The sequence below is a fragment of the Bradyrhizobium sp. USDA 326 genome (genome assembly GCF_049739485.1).
In the GTDB taxonomy this organism is placed as follows: Bacteria; Pseudomonadota; Alphaproteobacteria; order Rhizobiales; family Xanthobacteraceae; genus Bradyrhizobium.
The window spans coordinates 5,272,269-5,292,592 of the sequence record NZ_JBMGQA010000001.1; the positions used below are offsets into that span (position 1 = coordinate 5,272,269).

A 20,324-nucleotide genomic window follows, 5' to 3' on the forward strand; every position below is an offset into this window, starting at 1 on the left:
CATCGTTCTAGTATTGGGCGCGACGATGCCAGGAGATGCGCGCATGGGCTTCTACAACGACATCATTCTTCCGCGGCTTTGCGACCTTGCGATGCGCAACAAGGAACTTGCGTCCTACCGTCAACGCGCGACCCGTGCGGCTCAGGGCCGGGTCCTCGAGATCGGCATCGGCTCCGGCCGCAACCTGCCGTTCTACGGACCTACGGTGACGCGGCTTGTGGGGCTTGAACCCGCTCCAAAGCTTCTCGAGATGGCGCGAACCGCGCCACATCCGGAAACTCCGGTCGATCTCGTTGAAGCTTCGGCCGAGGCAATTCCGATCGAGGACCGCAGCATCAACACGGTCGTGACGACCTGGACCATGTGCAGCATTCCGGACGTCGATCGCGCGATGACAGAGGCGCGGCGTGTGCTGAAACCGGGAGGGAAGCTGGTCTTCGTCGAGCATGGCCGCGCGCCCGAACCGGGCGTGCGCTGGTGGCAGGATCGCCTGACCCCCGCGTGGATGCGCATCTCGGGCGGTTGTCATCTCAATCGGGACATTGCCGACGTCCTGACCCGGAATGGCTTTCGCATCGACGAGATGCGCACCGGATACATGAATTGGCTGAAGCCCATGACGTTCATGTACGAGGGCCAGGCGAGTCCTCGTTGATGGCCGCGACGCTCCGGCCTTGAGATCCAACGATGAAGCGAAAGGAAGCCGAAGATGAAGGAACGCGCACATGTGATGACCCGTCGATCGCTTGTGGGGCTGATGGCGGCAGCAGCGGCGGCAGGCCTGGCCAGGCCTGCTGTTGCGGCGCAGGCCGAAGAAACCACCGTCACGGTGCACAGGGATCCGAGCTGCGGCTGTTGCGCCGGCTGGGTGCAGCATCTCCGGGACGCAGGATTTGTCGTCCAGGTGGAGGAGACCGCCGATCTCGACGCGGTTCGGAATCGGCTCGGCATCCCGCCGGACCTGGTCGCGTGTCACACGGCAGAGGTCGCGGGTTATCTCGTCGAGGGGCACGTGCCGGCTGCGGCCGTACGGCGCCTGCTCTCGGAGCGTCCCATCGCGAAAGGGCTTGCCGTGCCGGGCATGCCGGTCGGATCGCCCGGGATGGAAGGCGGCGCGCCGCAGCCTTACACTGTCGTGCTGTTCGGTGCCGGTGGTCACAGGCCATTCATGCGCTTTATCGGCTCGCAGGCGATCGGTTGAGAGCCTTTGATGAACGAGCGCTCCCGGCCTCCGGCGTCATGGAAACCGAGATCGCAGCCTGCCGAAGGTCCCGCGTAGATCACCGGCCGGGCTTCGATGCCCACGGCGGTGGGAGTTCATGGATGATGCGGCTGTTTACGCCATCGCCGAGTCATGATTGGTTGATGCCCTGCAACAGGGGGTGGAGAGTCATGAAGATTGTCGTTTTGATCGTCGCCTTGCTCGCGCCGGCTGCCGCTTGGGCGCAGACACCGTATGCCGGTATGCAGTCCCGCCACATCAAGGCGCTCTCGGAGCAGCAAATTGGCGATCTGCGGGCGGGGCGGGGCATGGGGCTCGCACTCGCGGCCGAGCTCAATGGATATCCAGGGCCCTCCCACGTGCTCGAACTCGCGGACCAACTGGGGTTGAATCCGGAGCAGCGGAGCAGGTTCGAGGAGATGTTCTCCGAGATGAAGGCGGAGACCGCGCCCATCGGCGGCAGATTGATCGAGAAGGAGGCGGATCTGGATCGGCAGTTCGCCAGCCGTACGATCACCGTCGAGAATCTGGAATCTGCCACCGCGGCGATCGCCAGGACGCAGGGCGAGCTGCGGCAGGCCCATCTCAAATATCACCTGCGCGCCGCGGCGGTTCTCGACCAGGCACAATTGGCAAGATACGCCGAGCTGCGCGGGTACACGTCCGATGGCGCTACGCAGCGCCACCGCCACCATCAATAAGCTGGCGCACGAGCCGAGCGTCGCCAATCCCTGGATGATGCCAAAAGAGCCGGTCTCACGTCCGTCGCTACGGCTGCGGAGGAAAGCGGTCGAACGCCGGCAGTTCGTGCGCGTGCTCCATCCAGCGCAGCCGCTCGGCGACCTGGATCTGCATCGTTGCCGGCACGGCCTCGGGATCGTCGTAGGTCGCGCTCTGGATGTCGATGATGCCGGGCATCATGCCGGCATTGAAATAGAACAGTCCGGTGCCGCAGTCGCCGCAAAAGTGCCGTCGGACATGTTCCGAGGAGTGATACACCTTCGGCTCGCCCTTGGTCACCTTGACGGCATCCTCCGCGTACATCGTCCAGCCGACGACCGGGGCGCCGGCGTGGAGCCGGCAATCGCGGCAGTGGCACAGCGCGTGGACGATCGCCTCGCCCTGGATCTCATAACGGATCGCGCCGCAGTGACAGCCGCCGGTGATGGTGCTCATGCGTTCCTCCGATCGAGTTCTTTGTATCGATAGCCATCGCGCCGGGCGGCTTCAACAGCGCAAGCGACCTGAAGTTGCGTCCTACTGTCGCGTGACAGCTGCTGCCATCGTGTGCTGATGCGAGGTCGGTTCCGGAGAATGGGCGCGGCCGGTTCCGCGCGAGAGCGCCGACGCCGCGCTTCCGAGGATCGTCCACAGTCACGTCGGGGTCGAGGACGAGAACCGCGGTTGCAGAGGCTATTGAGCGCGGCAGCCACGCACTCAAGTGACAGCACTAAGCATGATCCGGAAAACTGCGCAGCGGTTTTCCGAAGCGATCATGCTCAAACAATAAGCTAAAGCGCGATGACGACTCGTCCTGATCTCATTGCGCTTTAGCGGTGCTTGGCCACCACGTTGAACCACAGCGTCGCATTGTAGAGGTCGGCCGTCGCCTGATCCGGCGTGACGGACGGCGCCGCGCGATGATCGATCACCAGCAGATGGGGACCCGGCTTGGCGATGGGAACGGTCGCCACGCCTTCGGCGTCCGTCCTGAATTTTGGAATGTCCTTCTCCGCAACGACCGTCTTGCCGTCGCCACGTTCGACCTCCGCTTCAGCGAGAGGCTTGCCGCGAAACAGCACCTTGACCTTGAGCATCTCACCTGGCCTCGCCTTGGCTGGATCGGTGAGCGGCACAAGCTCGAGATCGTGTCCGAGCACCTCCTGCCACGGCGCGTCAGCCCCTGTGATCGCCTTTGCGAACTTTCCGGACCAGAAGCTCTCGGCAGCGTCAGGCACCAGCCGCCGGGTGGCGTTGCGATAGAGGCCGTCTGTCGTCTTGACCCAGAATCCGTTGTCGTAACGCGCCGCGAGCAGCGTATGTCCGGCATCGTCGAACGGTCTTGTTCGTGCGATCTGGATGCCGTTGTCGGATGCGCCCGCAAGTCCGTCGAGGAGCGAGGTGCGGCCTTTCGGCGTCACCATCAGGAGGTCCACGACCTTGTCTGCGAAAGCCGGCGGCCGGTCGTCCGGATGACCGTAATTGACGATGGCGCGGCGTGCGGTGGCCGGCCCCGAGAAGGTGAGCCAGGCATCATGCGCCGAAGCGGAGGCTATCGACCCGAGAACGAGTCCGGTCGCGAGCAGCGTGTGGGCGAGACGAGAGAAGATACGGTTCATTTGGTCACCAGCTTTGGATTTGTCGCGGCCATGACTGTCGGGAAACGATACGAAACGCCCGCGAGCACGGCGATTGTCGGCTGCGCGCTGACGAAAATGTCTGACGTGTTTGCGCCGACGGGATCGCCGAAATTGATGGCGATTTCGCTGAGGCGATCACCGGGATACCAGGTCGCCTGCGTGAACGCGGTCCATCCCTCGGGCCAGGAATAGGCGAGCTTGCCGGTCACGCGGGAGTAGGGTGAGGTCGTGATGAGGCCGTCCTGCGTCAGGTTCTTCCTGCCGACGAAGGTCACATAGGCCGAACCGGACAGGACTTGCGCATTGACTGTCGCGACGTTGAAGTCGACGCCGACATTGGCGACGTAGCTCGGCACGTTCGGAACGAAGTAGGAGGGCGCCGCGTCGATGAGGCGAGCCGAGACGCCGCCATAGTTGGCGAATAGCGAGACGTTGTTGACGGGATCCTTGATCACGAACCAGCGGGCATCGACGTCGTATCCGTTGCGCTGGGCTTTACCCAGGAACGTCACCGGCAGACCGGGCGCCGCCTGAAACGCTTCGTTGGCCGAGTCCGTCGTCCAATAGCTCGCGAGCAGTCTGAAGCGATCGAACGCCAACTGGACGCCGCCTTCGCGGCTGATGATCTTGAATGGCTGAATGCCGGGATTGCCGATCAGCTCCGCGGGCACGTCGATGCTGCGGAAACCCTCGCCGTAATTGGCGAACAGCTCCAGCCATTCGAATGGCGCGATGGCGACGCCGGCCTTTGGGCTTGCGATCCCGTTCGACATGTTCGGCGTGCCGCCGGGCGTGATGCGGTCGTCGATGTCGTAGTAGAACTGGTCGTAACGGCCGCCGGCCGTGAACTTGAGCCATGGCAGCGGCTTGACCTGGACCTGACCGAAGCCGGCGATGTTCGTCTCGGTCAATCCGACATTGACTGCGGCCGGGCCGGACACCGCGCGTGCGGTGGTCGGCGCCTGGAACGCCTCGATGAAATCGGTGCGCCAGTTGCTGCCGAGCAGGACCTGCACGGGGATGTCGTCGCCGATGGCTCCGCTCCAGACCTTGCTGACGCGGCCGCCGACCATCGTGCGGTCCTCGTGCTGAAGGCGCTGGCCGCTGCCGAAATCCGCGAACCGGTTCGAGAACTGGTGGCTGACGAACAGCGAGCCTTTCAGCTCCTGGTCCTGTGCGCCGGAGCTGTAATTGGTGACGAGGTTTTCGAGCTGCTTGTTGCCGCCGTCGGTCGGATTGGTCGCCGAGCGTTCGGAGATCGTTCCGGCGGCAATGGCGTCGCGACTGGCAAAGCCGGGCGAGCCGTATTCGGTGCCGTAGGCCTGTGCACGGAACGACACGGTGGCGCCGTCCGGAAGCGTCGTCGTGACCTTGTTGAACGAGTTGTAGCGATTGATGAAGCTGTTATCGCGATAGCCGTCGGTGTGATACCCTTCGAATGCCAGATAGGGCAGCCATGCGCCCTGGGTCGTGCTGTAGGTCGCAACGCCCCGCGCCGTGCCTTGCGTGCCTCCGGAGACGCCGACGCTGGCAAAGGGTTCGGCCTGCTTGGTCGTGATGTTGACCGAGCCGCCCATATTGGAGTCGCCGTACTCGACGGAAAACGGCCCGCGCACGATCTCGATGCTCTTGACCGTTTCCGGAAACAGCACGTTGAGGTCGGCATAGCTCGGCGTGTGCAGCGAGGAGACCTCGTTGAGCGGAACGCCGTCGATGTAATAGGCGATGTCGCGGCCGTGCTCGGATTCGGTATAGCCTCGCAGCGAAAGCCCGTAGCCGATCCCGCCCTGGCCATAGTTGGACACATTGAAGCCGGGGAGCGAGCGGAACAGGTCGCCATAGGTTGCGACCGCCAGCCGGCTGATTGCCGGTGCGTTCATCACCGTCACCGCCGCCGGCAGTGCGGTCACCGCGCTCGACACGTCGGCCCGTCCCGGCGTCGCGCCAGCGGAGAGGCCCACGCTCGATTGCCGTTGCGATGAAGGCTGCGCTTGCTGCGCCCGGCGCGGGGCGCTTGTCCTTGCCGGAGGCTCTGTGCGTCGTACGCGTCTCGGGGCCGCCTCGGGCGCCGCGACCGTAACCGGCGGCAAGGACCCGGCCGCGGATCCCGCCGGTGCCGCCTGGGCGTGAACTGAGTCTTCGGCCGAAGCGCCTGATAACGCGATGCCGGCCAGAACCAGGCGCCAGGAAATTCTACGCAACTTAGCCCCCGCGATCACATCGACGGCCGCGCGACGGTCTCCGGCAGGCGATGTGATGTTTCGTGTAGGTGATCATACATCAGTATGACTTCTTTGGTCGATCGTCATACTTGCATGAGCAGGTTGCGGGCCAATCACAGCGGGCTTGGATGCGTGCGGTGGGAAAGCTGACAGGATTCAGGGTGTTGCGTGTTTGGACGTCGGGTCTTTGTACCGGTGTCTATGGAAAGACGCTGTCCACCACGTGGAAACCGCCATTGAAATCTTGTTGAGAGCGCGCCACCGGCAACCGACCGTACCGATGAATAGGTGAGTCGAATGCGCGCTCGACAAGACTGCCCAGCAAGAACAGCTGACGCGAGCCGAAGCAGCTGCCCGCGGTAAGAGTATCGTCGCCGCCATTGGCGCAGTCGAACATAGACTTCGCGTCACCGAACAGAATGTTGCTCGTCGGGCCAGGGCCGAAGCTGCTGCCGCCCGTGAAGGTATCGTTGCCGCCCCGAGCATGACCGGACACGTCGCCGCCCGCGTCACCGTAGGCAGTGTTGCTCGGGGAAACGAACGTGAAGGTATCGTCGCCGCCACGAGCAAAATCGAACATGTCGTCGGCCGCGTCACCGTAGAAAGTGTAGTGGATGGGGGCGCCGCCCGCAAACGAGGCCCCGTGAAGGTGTTGACGAAGGTCAACTCGTGAGGGCGCCAAATCCGGTCGGCCGCCCAGCGAACACCGCAGGACTGATTGGATTCGGGACTCTGTCCAGCACTCTCCGAGATAGCGAAGTGGGTGACATCCCACGAATATTCATGGATGATTCCGGCGGGGAGGCGATAGTCTACGGAATCCGAAGACGTCAGATCGCAGAGCCTGACTCATCGTCCAGGCCAACGCCGCTGCGACAGCCAACCAACTGCCAGTGATCTCTCGGTCATCCCAATCTCTGCTCCGAAATAAAAAACCCGCGGCGGATTGCTCCGCGCGGGTGTGACGAACTTTCGATGATGCCAGTATGCCGGTGTTTTGCCCGACGAGTCAAAGGGGCGTACGCGTCGACCGGTAGCTTCGTCGTCGCCGACCGAAGAGCATAATGATTTCAATGCTCCGGCTACTGTGCATGGGGTTGTTTTCGCAGTCTTCGTTTTGCGTTGCCGCTATCGCCGCGTTCACCGCCGACGGCGCGACGCCTCGGCCTTGGCTGGCGGCTCGGTCTGCGGCGCACAAGTGGCGGCCACGAGCGAGCCTTGCGCCTGCGGCATCAGCCCGGGCTCGGGCGCGAGCGCCTTCATCAGGATCAGGCCGGTCGTGCTGGGGGAATCGATGATCAGCCGATCGGCCGCGGTGACCTCTTCGTCCTCGGGCAGCTCGCTGTGCTGCGCTTCCGTCATCAGGTCGAGCTCGATCACCTTCTTGCCGGCCGAGCGGTCGTTGATGGCGTAATAGGCGATCTCGTTGCGGGTGTAGAACGACACCGAGGTGTAGGCCTGGCTGACGGGCACCGTCAGCTTGATAGGTCCGCCCGACAGATCGTAGCGGCAGATCGCCAGCGCAAAGGCCGGATCCATGAACGGCATCGGCGAAGTGTTGGGGTCGGCGAGCGGAAGCTGGGTGACCGCGTTGACCTTCGTCACCGGCGTCAGCCGCGAATAGGCATCCTGCGTCGCGATCCGCGGCAGCGCCAGCACGCTGACGAGATGGACCACGAGGCCCAGCACCACGCCGGCAACGATCGTGAACATGAGCCGGATCATGAGCAGCCCACCGTGGTGATGCTCGGCATCGGCGCATCGCGCTGGGTGCGCGTTGCGACCCCGACCGGGGTGTCGTAGAGGCGCAGCATCAAGGCGTAGCGCTCGATGCCGCCGGTCGGCAGCCAGTTGCCGGCACGGGAGCGCGAGGCGATGCGGATCTCGAACGAGCCGTCGGACTGCCGCACGATCTCCTGGCTGGTGAAGCCGTAGCGCTGCAACGAATTGGCGACGAGATGGCCTTTGCGATCGTACAGCGTCAGCGTCCAGAATCGCGCTGGTGGCGTCACGCCGGAGACGACGACATCGCAGCGGCCGTCGAGCGCCTTCTTCTTGTCGTCGGTGGTGGCCGTGAAAGCGACGCCGTCGCCGGTGCCGATCGGCAGCTCGCCGTTGCGCACGATGGTGGCGCGCGAATAGGGATCGACGTCGGCGGTGCCGGTGCGCGGCCGCGCGGTCCAGGCGCCGATGGTCAGCGCACCGATCTCGGTGCCGCGCGTCGTCGTCATCCAGGTCGCGCCGATGCCGACCACCGTCGCGAGAAGCAGCGCCGTCAATGTGATCAGGATCAGCCGCACTTGCTTTCGATCAGTTCTTGCGTGGCGCGGACGCGTTGACGTTCTCTTCCGCATAGTTCTGCGGGAAGGCGAGCGCGCTCGTCGCCGAGGACGGCCTGGCCGACTTGCTGTCGTCGGCCGCGGATTTATTCGCGGTCTTGGCCGCATCATCGAGAAGCTTCTCGACGCGCACCAGGACGTCGGCGCCGCGCTTGGTCAGCACCGGCGGCGGCCCCGGCTTGGTCTCCAGCACTTTCGGTGCCGCATTGGCCTGCGCGTTGCTCACGTGCTGCGGCGGCAGCTTCTGGCCCATGCCGATGCCGGGGATCTCCCGGACCTCGACGCCCTGATGCGCCGCGAGCATGATGTCGTGCCAGGTCTGCGCCGGCAGCGAGCCGCCGGTCATGCGATTGGTCGGCGAGTAGTCGTCGTTGCCGTACCAGACCGCGCAGGTGAAGTTGCCGGTGTAGCCGACGAACCAGGCGTCGCGATACGCATTGGTCGTGCCGGTCTTGCCGGCGGTCGGAATGCCGTCGAGCGCGGCGCGGCGGGCGGTGCCTTCGCTGACGACGTGGCTCATCATGCCGGCCATGTCGGCGGCAACGGAGGCGGGAATCGCCTGCCGCGGCTTCGGGCCGTCGCGGTCCCAGCGCCAGACGAGGTCGCCGGCGCCGGTGCGCACCTCCAGCACCGAATGCGGCGTCACCGCCTTGCCGCGGTTGGGGAAGGTCGCGTAGGCGACGGCATGCTCGAGCACGGTGACTTCGTCCGAACCGATCGGCAGCGACGGCGTGTCGGGCAGCGGCGCCTTGAGACCGAAGCGGCGCGCGACCTCGACGATCTTGGCGCGGCCGATCTTGGCGGGGTTCGGCGCCTTCGGCTGATCCCGCCGGCCGATCTCGATCGACAGCTTCACCGGTACGACGTTGATCGAGCGCGTGATCGCCTGCGTCAGCGTCACCGAGCCGGAATAGGAATGGCCATAATTCTGCGGGCACCAATTGCCGATGCAGACGGGGCCGTCGACCACGATCGAGTTCGGCGTGTAACCGTTCAGCAGCGCCGTGGTGTAGACGTAAGGCTTGAACGAGGAGCCGGGCTGCCGATAGGCGTCGGTGGCGCGGTTGAACTGGCTGGCGCCATAGTCGCGGCCGCCGACCATGGCGCGGATGCCGCCGTCGAGATCGGCGACGACGGTCGCCGCCTGCGTTGCGTGATAGTCGCGGCCGAACTGGCGCAGCTGGTTCTCGACGGCGTCTTCCGCCGCCTTCTGCACGTTGGTGTCGATGGCGGTGCGGACCACGAAGACGCGCTCGGTGTAGGACTTCGGGAAGGTGTCGACCAGCTTGCGCATCTCGTCGAAGGCGTAGTCGAGATAATAGTTCGGCGACGCCTCGTCGCGGCGGTCGACCGCGAACGCCGGATTGCGGCGGGCGCCGAACACCTGGCCCTCGGTCATGAAGCCGGCATCGACGAGGTTGTCGAGCACGACGTTGGCGCGGGCGCGCGCGGCGGGCAGGTTGATGTGGGGGGCGTATTTCGTCGGTGCCTTGAACAGGCCGGCGAGCATCGCAGCTTCCGCCAGGGTCACGTCGCGCGCGGACTTGTTGAAGTAGAAATGTGCGGCGCCGTCGACGCCGAACGTGCCGCCGCCCATATAGGCGCGGTCGAGATACAGCTTGAGGATCTCGTTCTTGGTCAGGCGCCATTCCAGCCAGATCGCGAGGAAGGCCTCGTTGACCTTGCGCTCGATGGTGCGCTCGTTGCTCAAAAACAGATTCTTGGCGAGCTGCTGGGTGATCGAGGAGCCGCCCTGGCGGACGCCGCCGGCCTGGGCGTTGGTGACGAGCGCGCGCGCGGTGCCGGCGATGTCGATGCCGAAATGTTCGTAGAAGCGGCGGTCCTCGGTCGCCAGCGTCGCCTTGATCAGGACATCCGGAAAATCTTCCAGCGGGATCGAGTCGTTGTGCTTGATGCCGCGGCTGCCGATCGGATTGCCGTAGCGGTCGAGGAAGGTCACCGCGAGATCGGATTTCTTCAGCCAGTCCTCGTCCGCGGTCTCGCGGAAGGCGGGAATGGCGAGGGTGAGCATCACGACGAGGCCGCCGAGCCCGAGCGTCGCGGCCTCCGACAACGGCTCGATGAACACCCAGCGCTTCCAGCGCCCGACATAGAACCGGTCCATGAAGGTCGAGTAGCGCTCGTAGAGCTCGCGGATGCCTTTGGCCGAGGAGAACAGCGAGGAGTCGATGCGCGCATCGAGGTCGAGGAAGAAATTCCGGACCCTCTGCTTCCAATGCGGTGGTATGATCTGGCGCACCTAGAACCCTTGAGGCTTGCTTCGAAAGCGTTCAAGCACCCGGCCGGGGCGGCATCGAGACGTCTTGAGGGAATGTTGCGGCAAACCCAAGGCGCCCGGCCAGCATCCGAGGGACTTGCTGTTCCTTCTAGCCGAGCGGGGCCCATAAACCAATGGTCACGCTCGCGATTTTGAACAATAGGCCTAATTGACCCCGGTTCATTACGGGCTTCAAAGCGGCCTCGCTTGCACCCTTGCGGCCGTGCCCCCTAGATGGCGTTGCCGTAGCTCTTTTCGAATTTTGTTGAGGCGCATGACCGCAGCTCCCAAACGACCGTCAGGCCAGGAAGAATTCTTTTGGAAAACCAAGACGTTGGAAGAGATGTCGGGGGCCGAATGGGAAAGCCTGTGCGACGGCTGCGGCCGCTGCTGTCTGAACAAGCTCGAAGACGAGGACACCGGCCGGATCTACTTCACCCATGTCGGCTGCAAGCTGCTCGACGGGGCGAGCTGCGCCTGCAAGGACTATCCGAATCGTTCCGACAAGGTTCCGGATTGCGTCCGCCTGACCCCGGCCAATGTCCGCACCCTAAACTGGCTGCCACCGAGCTGCGGCTACAAGCTCGTCGCCGAGGGGCGCGACCTCTATTGGTGGCATCCGCTGGTTTCGGGCGACCCCAACACCGTCCATGAAGCCGGCGTTTCCGTCCGCGGCCGCGTGGAGGGTAGCGAGGAGGAGATCCCGGATGAGGATCTCGAGAACCACATCGTGCAATGGCCGGCCGTACTGCCGAAACGGGCCCGTTTGAAGCGACGTCCGAGGGACTGATCCGCCGCCCTTTTGAGATCACGTGTTCGGGATGGCCCCACGGCGGGATGCACCCATGCGCCATGGTGCCTGCCTGGGAAGAACTTTGCTGTCTACATTGGATTGCATAGAACGAATCCTTCGCGGCGTTGCGCCGCCACATGACGTCCGATCGAGATGAACAAGTTCGAACGGCAGAGCGCTGCCGACGTCAAGACATTGCCTGACGACATTGCCGAAGAGCTGTCCCGCCTTCCCGGCGAGGTGTTGAGCGTCGATGACGCGCCGCCCATCGCACCGCCGGTACCGCTGACCTCCGACGAGGTCCGCACTATCGTCATCAGCCTGATGCTGACGATGTTCCTGGCAGCGCTCGACCAGACCATCGTGGCAACCGCGCTGCCGACCATCGGGCGACAGTTCCAGGACGTCTCCAATCTCTCCTGGGTGATCACAGCCTATCTGCTCGCCTCGACCGCGGTCGCGCCGGTGTTCGGCACGCTCAGCGACATCTACGGTCGTCGCGTCATGATCATCATCTCGCTCAGCCTGTTCGTCGCGGGCTCGATTCTGTGCGCGATTGCCCCGAACATGCCGATGCTGATCTTGGCGCGCGGCCTTCAGGGCCTCGGTGGCGGCGGCATCATGCCCGTGGTGCAGACCGTAATCTCCGACGTGGTGAGCCCACGCGAGCGCGGGCAATACCAGGCCTATTTCTCCAGCGTCTGGATGGTCGGCGGCATTCTTGGCCCGGTCATCGGCGGCGTGTTCGCCGAGCATCTGCACTGGTCGATGATCTTCTGGATCAACCTGCCGCTCTCGGCCGCCGCGATCGCGCTCTTGCTGCCGAAGATGAAGAAGATCCCGGTGTTCCACCGCAAGCGCAAGGTCGACTGGCTCGGCGGCGTGTTGCTGATGGCCTCCGCCGTCGTCTTCATGCTGGTGTTGACCTGGGGCGGCACGCGCTATCCGTGGCTGTCGCCGACCGTGCTCGCGATGGTGGGTGGTGCGGTTGCGCTCGTCGTCACCTTCGTCTGGCATGCGCGGCGGGCGGACGAGCCGTTTCTGCCTCTGCCGCTGCTCGGCGGAAGTGTCGTACCGTTCGGGCTGATGGCGGGCGGCTGTGCGCTTGGCGCGATCACGGGCCTCACGGTCCAGCTTCCGCTCTATTACGAGTCCGTCTATCACCTCAGCGCGAGCGAGGCGGGCCTTGCGCTGATTCCGCTGGCGGCCGTCTCGACCCTCGGCGCGGCCATCGCCGGGCGCACGATGGCTCGGGCCAAGCACTACAAGCGCGTCGCCATCATCGGCACGTCCTGGGCCGCGCTGTGCGGCCTTGGTCTCACGCTGACGACGCTGCCGTTATGGGGCCTTTTGACGCTGATGGCCGCGTTCGCGCTCGGCCTCGGCACCACCTTTCCGGTCTGCGTGGTCTCGGTGCAGAATTCGGTCGCGCGGCCGCAGGTCGGCACCATCACCGGCGCCTTGAACTTCTTCCGCTCGCTGATGTCCTCGTTCACGGTCGCGGCTTTCGCAGCCATCCTGCTGATCGCGCTCGGCACCGACATCCCGCTCGCCGGCGAACATCACGCCGCCGGCGCCGTGGCGATACCCGCCGACGACATGCGGCACGCGTTCCGCTACGTGTTCGGCGCCGCTACCGCGCTGATGACCGCAGCTGCGCTGTGTCTGATCATGATGGAAGAGCGGCCGCTGGCCGGGCCCGCCGTTACCAAGCACGTCGAGATGGCGGAGTAGAGACGGCTCAGCCGCCGTTTCCATCCGGGAACCTGCTCTTCCGCGGCAGCAGGATCGTAAATTCGGTGAACACGCCAGGTTCCGTCGCGACGTCGATCGTGCCGCCGTGTTGCTTCACCACGATGTCGTGGCTCATCGACAGCCCGAGGCCGGTGCCTTCGCCGGCCGGCTTGGTGGTGAAGAACGGATTGAACATCTTCTCCTTCACCTCGCCCGGAATGCCGGTGCCGTTGTCGCGGATGCGGATCTCGACGCTGTCGCCGCGGTCGCGCGTTGCGGCAAGCACTGCGGGCGCGTAGTCGGCGGCGCTGTCCGCCCTGCGTTTTGCGACTGCATGCAAGCCGTTCGAGATCAGGTTCAGCAGCACCCGGGTGATCTCCTGCGGAAACACTTCGGCTTGCCCGGTCGCGGGATCGAGCTCGCGCTCCAGCGTCACGTTGAACCCCGGCTTCTCGGCGCGCGCGCCGTGATAGGCGAGGTTGAGGCTTTCCTCGACCAGCGCGTTGATGTCGCTCAGCCCATGCTCGCCACCGCCCTCGCGCGAATGCAGCAGCATGTTCTTGACGATGGAATCGGCGCGGCGGCCGTGCTGCACGATCTTTGCCAGATTGTCCTTCAGGAGGCCCGTCAGCTCCTCAACGTCCGCGCGCACTTCCTCGGCGAGCGACACCGGCGCAAGCACATCGTTCAGCTCCTCGGTCAGCTCGGCAGACAGCGAGGCAAAATTGTTGACGAAGTTGAGCGGGTTCTTGATCTCGTGCGCGATGCCCGCGGTGAGCTGGCCGAGGGATGCCAGCTTCTCGGTCTGGATCAGACGGTCCTGCGCGGCGCGCAAATCGTCCAGCGATTTGGCGAGCTCGCTTGTGCGGTCCTGCACCTCGTTGAACAGGCGCGTGTTCTCGACTGCGATCACGGCCTGGTCAGCGAAGGTCTTGAGCAGATTGACCGCCTTCTCCGGAAATTGACCGGGCTCGCGCCGCGTGACGGCGATGGTGCCGATCGCAATGCCGTCGCGCAGCATCGGCACCACGAGGATGCTGCGATAGCCTCGGGTCCGCGCCAGTTCCTTCATGGCCTCGGTGAGGCCGGGCTCGTTCTGCATGTCGCTGCGGAATGCATACTCTCCACTCCTTGCCACCCGGCTGTGAATGCCTGATGCCGACAGCGGAGCCGGGAAGGAGCTGAGCAGGTCGGCGTTGCCGGCCTCGACATCGGTGGTGAAGGCGGCCAGATGCAGCATGCCGTCGATCACGCGGGTGACGGTGGAGGAGTGCCCGCCGATCAGCGCCTTGGCGCTGTCGGAGATGGCCTGGAACACCGGCGTGACGTCTGATGGTGATGCCGCGATCACCTTGAGGATATCGGCGGTCGCGGTTTGACGTTCCAGCGCTTCCCCGATCGCGTTGAACAAACTGACATTCTTGATCGCGATCACCGCCTGGTCGGCGAAGGTCTGAAGCAGCCGCACATGATGCTCGGCGAAGCTGCCTGTCGCACGGCGCGTAGCGATGATGATGCCGATGGCTTCGCCCTCGCTCATCAGCGGGGTGAACAGCATGCTGCGATAGCCCCGCGCACGCGCGATGTCGCGTGCGGCCGGCTCGAGCTCGGTGTCCGGCAGTTGCGCGGCGACACCATTGGCAACGAGCTGATAGGGCGGGAATTGTGCGAACGGCACGGGGAACGAGGCCTGGAGCACGCGGTCGCCGGCCGGATCGGTCGGCGTGAATGCCGCAAGGTGGGCGGCGCCGTCGATGTAACGCAGCACCGCGGTGGAGAAGCCTCCGATCAGCCGGTTGGCATTGATGGCGATCGCCTCGAACACCGGCTGCACGTCGGACGGCGAGGCCGCCATCACCTTCAGGATGTCCGCGGTGGCGGTCTGGCGTTCGAGTGTCTCTTTCGTCTCATTGAACAGTCGCGCATTCTCGATCGCGATCACCGCCTGGTCTGCAAAGGTCTGGAGCAGCTGCACGAGGTCGGGCGCGAATGCACCGGGCTCAGCGCGCGTGACGCTGATCATGCCGACCGGCGCACCCCGGTTCATCAGCGGCATGAACAGCACGCTGCGAAAGCCGCGCAGCCGCGCCAACTCCCGGTTCAGCTCCGGAACGTCGGCGGCCTCGCTGTCCGGAAACTGGATCGTCTCGCCGTCGCGCACCAGGGCAAAGGTCGGGAAGTCCGCGATCTTGCGCGGGAACGCGGCCCTCAGCCCTTCGTCCGCCTCCGGGCTGGTCGGTGTGAACGCCACGAGGTGCAGCTCATCGCCGATGAACTGGAGCACGGTGGCGGAGAAGCCACCGAGCAGGCGCTTCGAGCTGGACGCGATCGCCGCGAAGACTGGTCGCGCGTCGGAGGGCGAGGCCGCGATGGTGCGCAGGATCTCGGCGCTGGCGCCCTGGCGATCCCGAGCAATCGCAAGCTCGACGCGCAGCTGCGCGTTCTCGGCTGCCACCGACTGCAATCGGCGTTCGAGTTCCTCGATTTCATCGGAAGGGGTGGTCATTTCTAATCCGGCTCGATGCCACGACAGGCGTGACACCTCGCCGGATTATCACATCTTCCGCGGCCGGTGCCAGCGCCTGCGGTTCAAGCCCGGCCCGTTTCACATGCCTGGCCGCGACACCTCCGTCTCCTTGCTGGTAATGAACTCCAGCAGCACTGGGATGCCTTCCCCTGTCTTCTGGATGCCGCGCCTGATCGCGGGGATGATGTCCTCCGGTCGCGTCACTCGTTCGCCATAGCCGCCGAAGGCGCGCGCCATCGCGGCGTAGTCGCCGGAAATGTCGGTCGAGCGATACTTTTCGGTCGAGACCGGCATCACCTTCAGTTCGATCGCCATCGAGAAATTGTTGAGCAGGATCGACATGATCGGGATGCGCTCGCGCACCGCCGTCTCGAAATCCATGCCCGTGAAGCCGATGGCCGCATCGCCCCAGACGTTGATGCTGAGCTTGTCGGGCCTTGCGAGCTTGGCGCCCATCGCCAGCCCAAGGCCGTAGCCAAGTTGCGTCGTCTTGCCCCAGCCGAGATAGGTGAGGGGCTCGACCGCTTTCCAGAACGGAGAAAGCTGGTCGCGCGGACTGCCGGCATCGTGGGTGATGATGGTGTTCTCGATGTCGACGGTGTGCTGGAGGTCCCACAACACGCGGTACGGGCTCAAGGGTGCGTCGTTGCTGGTCAGCTTCGGCATCCATTTCGCCAGCCACTCCTCGTGCGAGGCCGCGATCTCGGCCGCGACCGCCGAGGCGTCGCGATCCACCGTGACGGTCTTGCCGATCTCCTCCAGCAGCGCGTCGAGCACGAGGGCGGCGTCGCCGACCAGGCCGATCTTCGCTTCCACGTCCTTGTTGAGATGATTGGGATCGAGCGTGGAGTGAATGATGGCCTTGCCCTTCGGCATCGCGATGCCGAAATTGGTCTCGGTGAAGGAGCAGCCGATGCCGAAGATGACGTCGGCCTCGCTCAGAAACTTCGGAACCGCGCGCGGCACCGCAAGGCCGCCGGAGCCGAGCGAGAGCGGATGCGTTTCCGGAAACGACGACTTGCCACCGAGGCTGGTGGTGACGGGGATCGCCAGGCGCTCGGCGAGCCGTTTCAGTTGCGGCCAGGCCTGCGCGTAATGCACGCCTTGGCCGGCATAGATGACCGGCCGCTTCGCGTTAATCAGAAGGCTGGCCGCTTCCTTCACATGCACGGGGTCGGCGCCGTAACGGGTGCGCAGCACTGGCGTGTAGTCGAGCGGCTCCGGCACCTCCTCGTTCCACATGTCCGAGGGGATCTCGACGATCACAGGCCCGCCGCGGCCGTTCTTCAGCTTGGTGAAGGCGCGGCGGAAGATGTTGGCGACTTCGGTCGCGAGGATGATCGGCTCGGACGATTTCGCGAACGGCTTCATCGCCTCGCTGGAATTGAAGTTCGGCTCGATATGCGCAAGCCGGCGCTGATAGCCCATCGGCAGCACCAGCACGGGAACGGATTCGCCGAAGCACTGCGCGACGCCGCCCATCGCGTTCTCGGCGCCCGGCCCATGCTGCATGCAGAACGCGCCGATCGAGCGCCCCGACGTCACGCGCGAGATCGCATCCGCCATGTGGATGCCGACGCGCTCCTGCCGCACCATCACGGGGCGGATCTCGGCTTTGGCCGCATGCTCGATCAGATGGTTGACCGGATAGCCGCAGAGGATCTCGATGCCCTCGCGCCTCATGATTTCCGCAATGGCGGTGCCGAGCTTCATGGCGTCTCTCTCCCCTTAAGGTTTGACCGGTTGATCCGGCCGGTTGGGCAGAGAGGATCAGGAATCCCGCGAACCGTAAAGCGCGCGAGGCGAGTGCCGCGGTAGCCCAGCTATGCACCGCGAGCGTGCGACGGCTCCGGCTGGCGAGAGTGGCCGCGGCCGAACGTTGCCCGCCCCACGGGCTGCAGCAGGCGCCTGGCAGCAACCAGATCCGGCGTCTCGAGGCCCTCTGCGAAGCCTTCATAGATCGGAGCAAGCAGTCGGACAGCCTTGATCCTGCGGCCGGTCCCGATCCAGTGTGCAGCGAGATCGGTGGCGATGCGCAATTCGAATGTAACAGCTCCTATGGCGCGCGCTTCGGCGAGTGCCTGTAGTAGCCGCTTTTCAGCGCGCCGCGGCTCGCCGGCGTGGAGAAGAACCGCTGCGTCGACCCGCTGAAGTTCTGAGCGGCACCAGCGCTCGCCCTGACGTTCCTGATGGCCGATCGCGCGCGTGATGGCCTCGCGCGCTTCGGCGATCCGCCCTTGTCGCAAATAGGCGCGGGCGAGGACCGCGAGATAGCTGCCGATCCGCATTAAGAAGCGACATTCGATCAACTCTTCGATCGCGGCCCGAATATCCTCCACCGCGCGCGGATCGCCACGCTGGTCGCGAAGGCAAGCGGAGAAATAGCGTTCGACCGGAACCCAGCGCGAGATGCGCTCACGTTCCAGGTTGCGACGCAGACGCTCCGTGAAGCTCGCGAGCGCGTTCAGATTACCGGTTTCGAGCGCGACAGGAAGCGCGGCGAGCCCGAGTGCATTCGACTGCGACACCCAATGGCCACTGCGATCCGCGGCCTCGACGGCGTCGCGGGCCAGCCTCGCAGCATAGTCGGCCTGCCCCTGCATCCACGCCACGAACGGCAGGTTGAAGCGGGCTGTAATGAATCGGTAGACTTCGTTCGCATCCTTGCGCGAACGGCCCTCGGCCAGCGAATAGGTTGCTGCGAGACGATCCAGAACCAGGCGGCTCTTATTCAATTCGCCGGCAAAGGCGCGGGCCCAGGCCAGGGCCCGATCCGCTTCCGACGTTGCCGTCGAGTCGCGATCCCTGGCAGCCAGCTGCGTGGCCTCCTCGAGATAGGTTATGGCGCGCGGGACCTGGCCAATTTGCAGCAGGTAAAAGGCAAAACCCACCAGCGCGCGCTGCTGATACTCGATCGTGCCGGCGTTCCTCGCAAAGGCGATCGCATCGAGCCAGGCGACCTCGTTCTCATTCGACATCTTGCGGGCATAGAACAGGCTCCATCCAAGTGCGCAGGCGAGCTTTGCCTTCCACAGATCGTCGCACGCGACGGTCTCGGCCAGGGCGAGCGCGTCTTTCAACCACGCCTGTGCTTCCGACAGGATGGAGGTTTCCGACCACAAGGTGATCGCTGCAACCGTGAGCCTAATTCCCAGGACAGGATCGCCTTGCTCGCCGAATGCCCATGAAAGAGCGGCGCGCAAATCGGCGATGCGACCAAGGTAGCGCTGTGTCCAATCGGCCGGCTCGCGCCAGTTCCATTCCTCCTCGGATTGTTCGAACAGCGCGAGGACGCGTTGCGCATGGCGGCGTAGCGTCTGGCCGCAGGCGGGATCGGCCCGGCGCCGCTCGGCGGCATAGCGCCGCGTGCTGTCGAGCAGCCGGTAGCGCAGGCTTGCGCCCTGGGCCTGCGCGCCCAGAAGCGATTTGGCGACGAGACTGCCGAGGCCGGTGACGACGTCGACTGGCGTGAGCCCTGCCGCCTCGGCGACGAAGATCGCGTCCTCAACCTCGAAGGAGTCGCTGAAAAGCGACAGCAGGCCGAACAGTCTGGCTTCCCTCTGCGACAGCAGCTTGAAGCTCCAGTCGATCGTCGCCATCAGGGTTTCCTGGCGCGGCGGCGCGCCATCGGCGGCGGGGGCGCGAAAACCCAGATTGTGGTCGAGGAGTGCCACCAGTTCGCGAGGATTGAACCTGCCGATCTGGGCTGCCGCCAATTCGATGGCCAGTGGAAGGCCGTCGAGCGAGTGGCAGACCCGGGTGACGGCCTCGCAATCGCTATCGCCGAACTGGTAGTCCGACCATTCGGCGGCGCGGCGAACGAACAACTGCACCGCCGGAAACCTGAGGGCCTGATCGACGGTCAGGGCGTAGCCTGATCTCGGCGAGGCCAGCGAGCCAAGCCGGACGACATGCTCGGTGGCGGTGCCGAGCGGTTCGCGGCTCGTGGCAAGCAACCTGGAAGACGATGTGTCCGCCATGAACCGGCCGGCGAAGATCGTCGCGGCGGGCAGCACATGCTCGCAATTGTCCAGGACGAGCAGCATTTGCCGCGGTCTCAAATAGTCGAGCGCCGCAGCCAGACTGTTGTCCGGATTGCCTCTGATGCCCAGTGCCGTCACCAGTGCCGCGCCGAAGAGCGTCGGGTCGGAGATCGTGGCGAGATCGACGAAGCAGACGCCGTCGCGACACCGTGGTGCAAACGCCTGGGCGGCCGCCACGGCAACTGTCGTCTTGCCGATTCCTCCGGCGCCAGCCAGGGTCACGTGCCTGTTGTCGGCCAGCAGACCGGCGATTTCAATGATTTCCGCTTCACGACCAACGATGCCGCGCGGCAATGGCGGAGTGGACAACGGAAGCGGTTCGGAGAACGCCAGATCATCCTCGATCTCACCGATGCTGATTTGCACCTCGGCGATGAACTTGTAACCGCGGCGCGCCACGGTCGCGATGTAGACGGGCTCGATCTGGGTATCTCCCAGCGAACGCCGCAAGCTCCACATGTTGACCTTGAGATTGCTGTCGTGGAGGAAGGTGCCCGGCCAGGCCGCGGCCATCAACTCATTCTTGCTGACGAGTTCGCCGCAACGCTGCACCAGTACTTGCAAGAGTTCGAATGCGCGCCCGCCCAATTTGACCGGGCGTCCGTCGAGAAGGAGCAACTGGCGGCGCGGAACCAGCCGAAATGGGCCGAAGCAGTATGTGAGTTCCTGTCGGAGTGTGGCCCGTTGCCGTGTCTCCGTGGCAGCCCGCATTGATCCATGCCAATCGATCGAAGAGATCGTCTGCCATTATCACGCACTGCAAGCTGGTTGAAGAGAGTCATTCTGAATTCGCACGATTGCCGGCG

The 20,324-nt window shown here is 64.7% G+C and carries 15 protein-coding genes; 5 read left to right on the forward strand and 10 right to left on the reverse strand.

Annotated elements, in window-relative coordinates; genetic code table 11:
* The first annotated feature begins 43 nt into the window (after positions 1-43).
* The 3 genes from ABIG06_RS24785 (at position 44) to ABIG06_RS24795 (ending at position 1,923) form a co-directional block, all read left to right on the forward strand.
* Complete coding sequence (locus ABIG06_RS24785; protein WP_370138940.1) at positions 44-655, forward strand: class I SAM-dependent methyltransferase; 612 nt, start codon at positions 44-46, stop codon at positions 653-655.
* A gap of 54 nt (positions 656-709) precedes the next feature.
* On the forward strand, positions 710-1,201 hold the full coding sequence (locus ABIG06_RS24790; protein WP_370138941.1) for a DUF411 domain-containing protein: 492 nt from the start codon (positions 710-712) through the stop codon (positions 1,199-1,201).
* A 122-nt stretch (positions 1,202-1,323) separates the two neighbouring features.
* Positions 1,324-1,923, forward strand: coding sequence for a Spy/CpxP family protein refolding chaperone (locus tag ABIG06_RS24795; protein WP_370138942.1), 600 nt, complete (start codon positions 1,324-1,326; stop codon positions 1,921-1,923).
* A 67-nt stretch (positions 1,924-1,990) separates the two neighbouring features.
* Here ABIG06_RS24795 and ABIG06_RS24800 read toward each other — a convergent pair whose 3' ends face one another.
* From ABIG06_RS24800 to ABIG06_RS24830, 7 genes are all read right to left on the reverse strand, one after another.
* Positions 1,991-2,398 carry a GFA family protein gene (locus ABIG06_RS24800; RefSeq protein WP_124161533.1) on the reverse strand — a complete coding sequence of 136 codons (408 nt, stop codon included), beginning with the start codon at positions 2,396-2,398 and terminating at the stop codon, positions 1,991-1,993.
* Between the two features lie 374 nt (positions 2,399-2,772).
* Positions 2,773-3,561, reverse strand: coding sequence for a DUF4198 domain-containing protein (locus ABIG06_RS24805; RefSeq protein WP_370138943.1), 789 nt, complete (start codon positions 3,559-3,561; stop codon positions 2,773-2,775).
* Positions 3,558-5,543, reverse strand: coding sequence for a TonB-dependent receptor (locus tag ABIG06_RS24810; RefSeq protein WP_370138944.1), 1,986 nt, complete (start codon positions 5,541-5,543; stop codon positions 3,558-3,560). The genes ABIG06_RS24805 and ABIG06_RS24810 overlap by 4 nt, the downstream gene beginning before the upstream one ends.
* Before the next feature lie 460 nt (positions 5,544-6,003).
* Positions 6,004-6,384, reverse strand: coding sequence for a hypothetical protein (locus ABIG06_RS24815; RefSeq protein ID WP_370138945.1), 381 nt, complete (start codon positions 6,382-6,384; stop codon positions 6,004-6,006).
* A 560-nt stretch (positions 6,385-6,944) separates the two neighbouring features.
* Positions 6,945-7,529 carry a DUF1254 domain-containing protein gene (locus ABIG06_RS24820; protein WP_370138946.1) on the reverse strand — a complete coding sequence of 195 codons (585 nt, stop codon included), beginning with the start codon at positions 7,527-7,529 and terminating at the stop codon, positions 6,945-6,947.
* A complete protein-coding gene (locus ABIG06_RS24825) occupies positions 7,526-8,104 on the reverse strand; it encodes a DUF1214 domain-containing protein (protein ID WP_370138947.1) in 579 nt (192 codons plus the stop codon). Before ABIG06_RS24825 ends, ABIG06_RS24820 begins: the two co-directional genes overlap by 4 nt.
* Positions 8,105-8,114: 10 nt before the next feature.
* Positions 8,115-10,403, reverse strand: coding sequence for a transglycosylase domain-containing protein (locus ABIG06_RS24830; protein ID WP_124161527.1), 2,289 nt, complete (start codon positions 10,401-10,403; stop codon positions 8,115-8,117).
* 292 nt (positions 10,404-10,695) lie between these two features.
* Here ABIG06_RS24830 and ABIG06_RS24835 point away from each other — a divergent pair, with 292 nt between their 5' ends.
* Both ABIG06_RS24835 and ABIG06_RS24840 read left to right on the forward strand, forming a co-directional pair.
* Positions 10,696-11,211: a YcgN family cysteine cluster protein gene (locus tag ABIG06_RS24835; RefSeq protein WP_370138948.1), complete on the forward strand. Its 516-nt coding sequence runs from the start codon at positions 10,696-10,698 to the stop codon at positions 11,209-11,211.
* A 156-nt stretch (positions 11,212-11,367) separates the two neighbouring features.
* Entirely contained in the window at positions 11,368-12,948 is a 1,581-nt protein-coding gene (locus tag ABIG06_RS24840; RefSeq protein ID WP_124161525.1) for an MDR family MFS transporter, read from the forward strand.
* Between the two features lie 7 nt (positions 12,949-12,955).
* Here the strand turns inward: ABIG06_RS24840 and ABIG06_RS24845 are convergent, their stop codons facing one another.
* The 3 genes from ABIG06_RS24845 to ABIG06_RS24855 form a co-directional block, all read right to left on the reverse strand.
* Positions 12,956-15,454 (reverse strand): GAF domain-containing sensor histidine kinase, encoded by a 2,499-nt coding sequence (locus ABIG06_RS24845; protein ID WP_370138949.1) that lies wholly within the window; start codon positions 15,452-15,454, stop codon positions 12,956-12,958.
* A 99-nt stretch (positions 15,455-15,553) separates the two neighbouring features.
* Positions 15,554-17,188, reverse strand: a complete 1,635-nt coding sequence (locus ABIG06_RS24850) for a thiamine pyrophosphate-requiring protein (RefSeq protein ID WP_370138950.1) — start codon at positions 17,186-17,188, stop codon at positions 15,554-15,556.
* Positions 17,189-17,298: 110 nt separating this feature from the next.
* Positions 17,299-20,136: an ATP-binding protein gene (locus ABIG06_RS24855; protein WP_370138951.1), complete on the reverse strand. Its 2,838-nt coding sequence runs from the start codon at positions 20,134-20,136 to the stop codon at positions 17,299-17,301.
* Positions 20,137-20,324 lie beyond the last annotated feature (188 nt).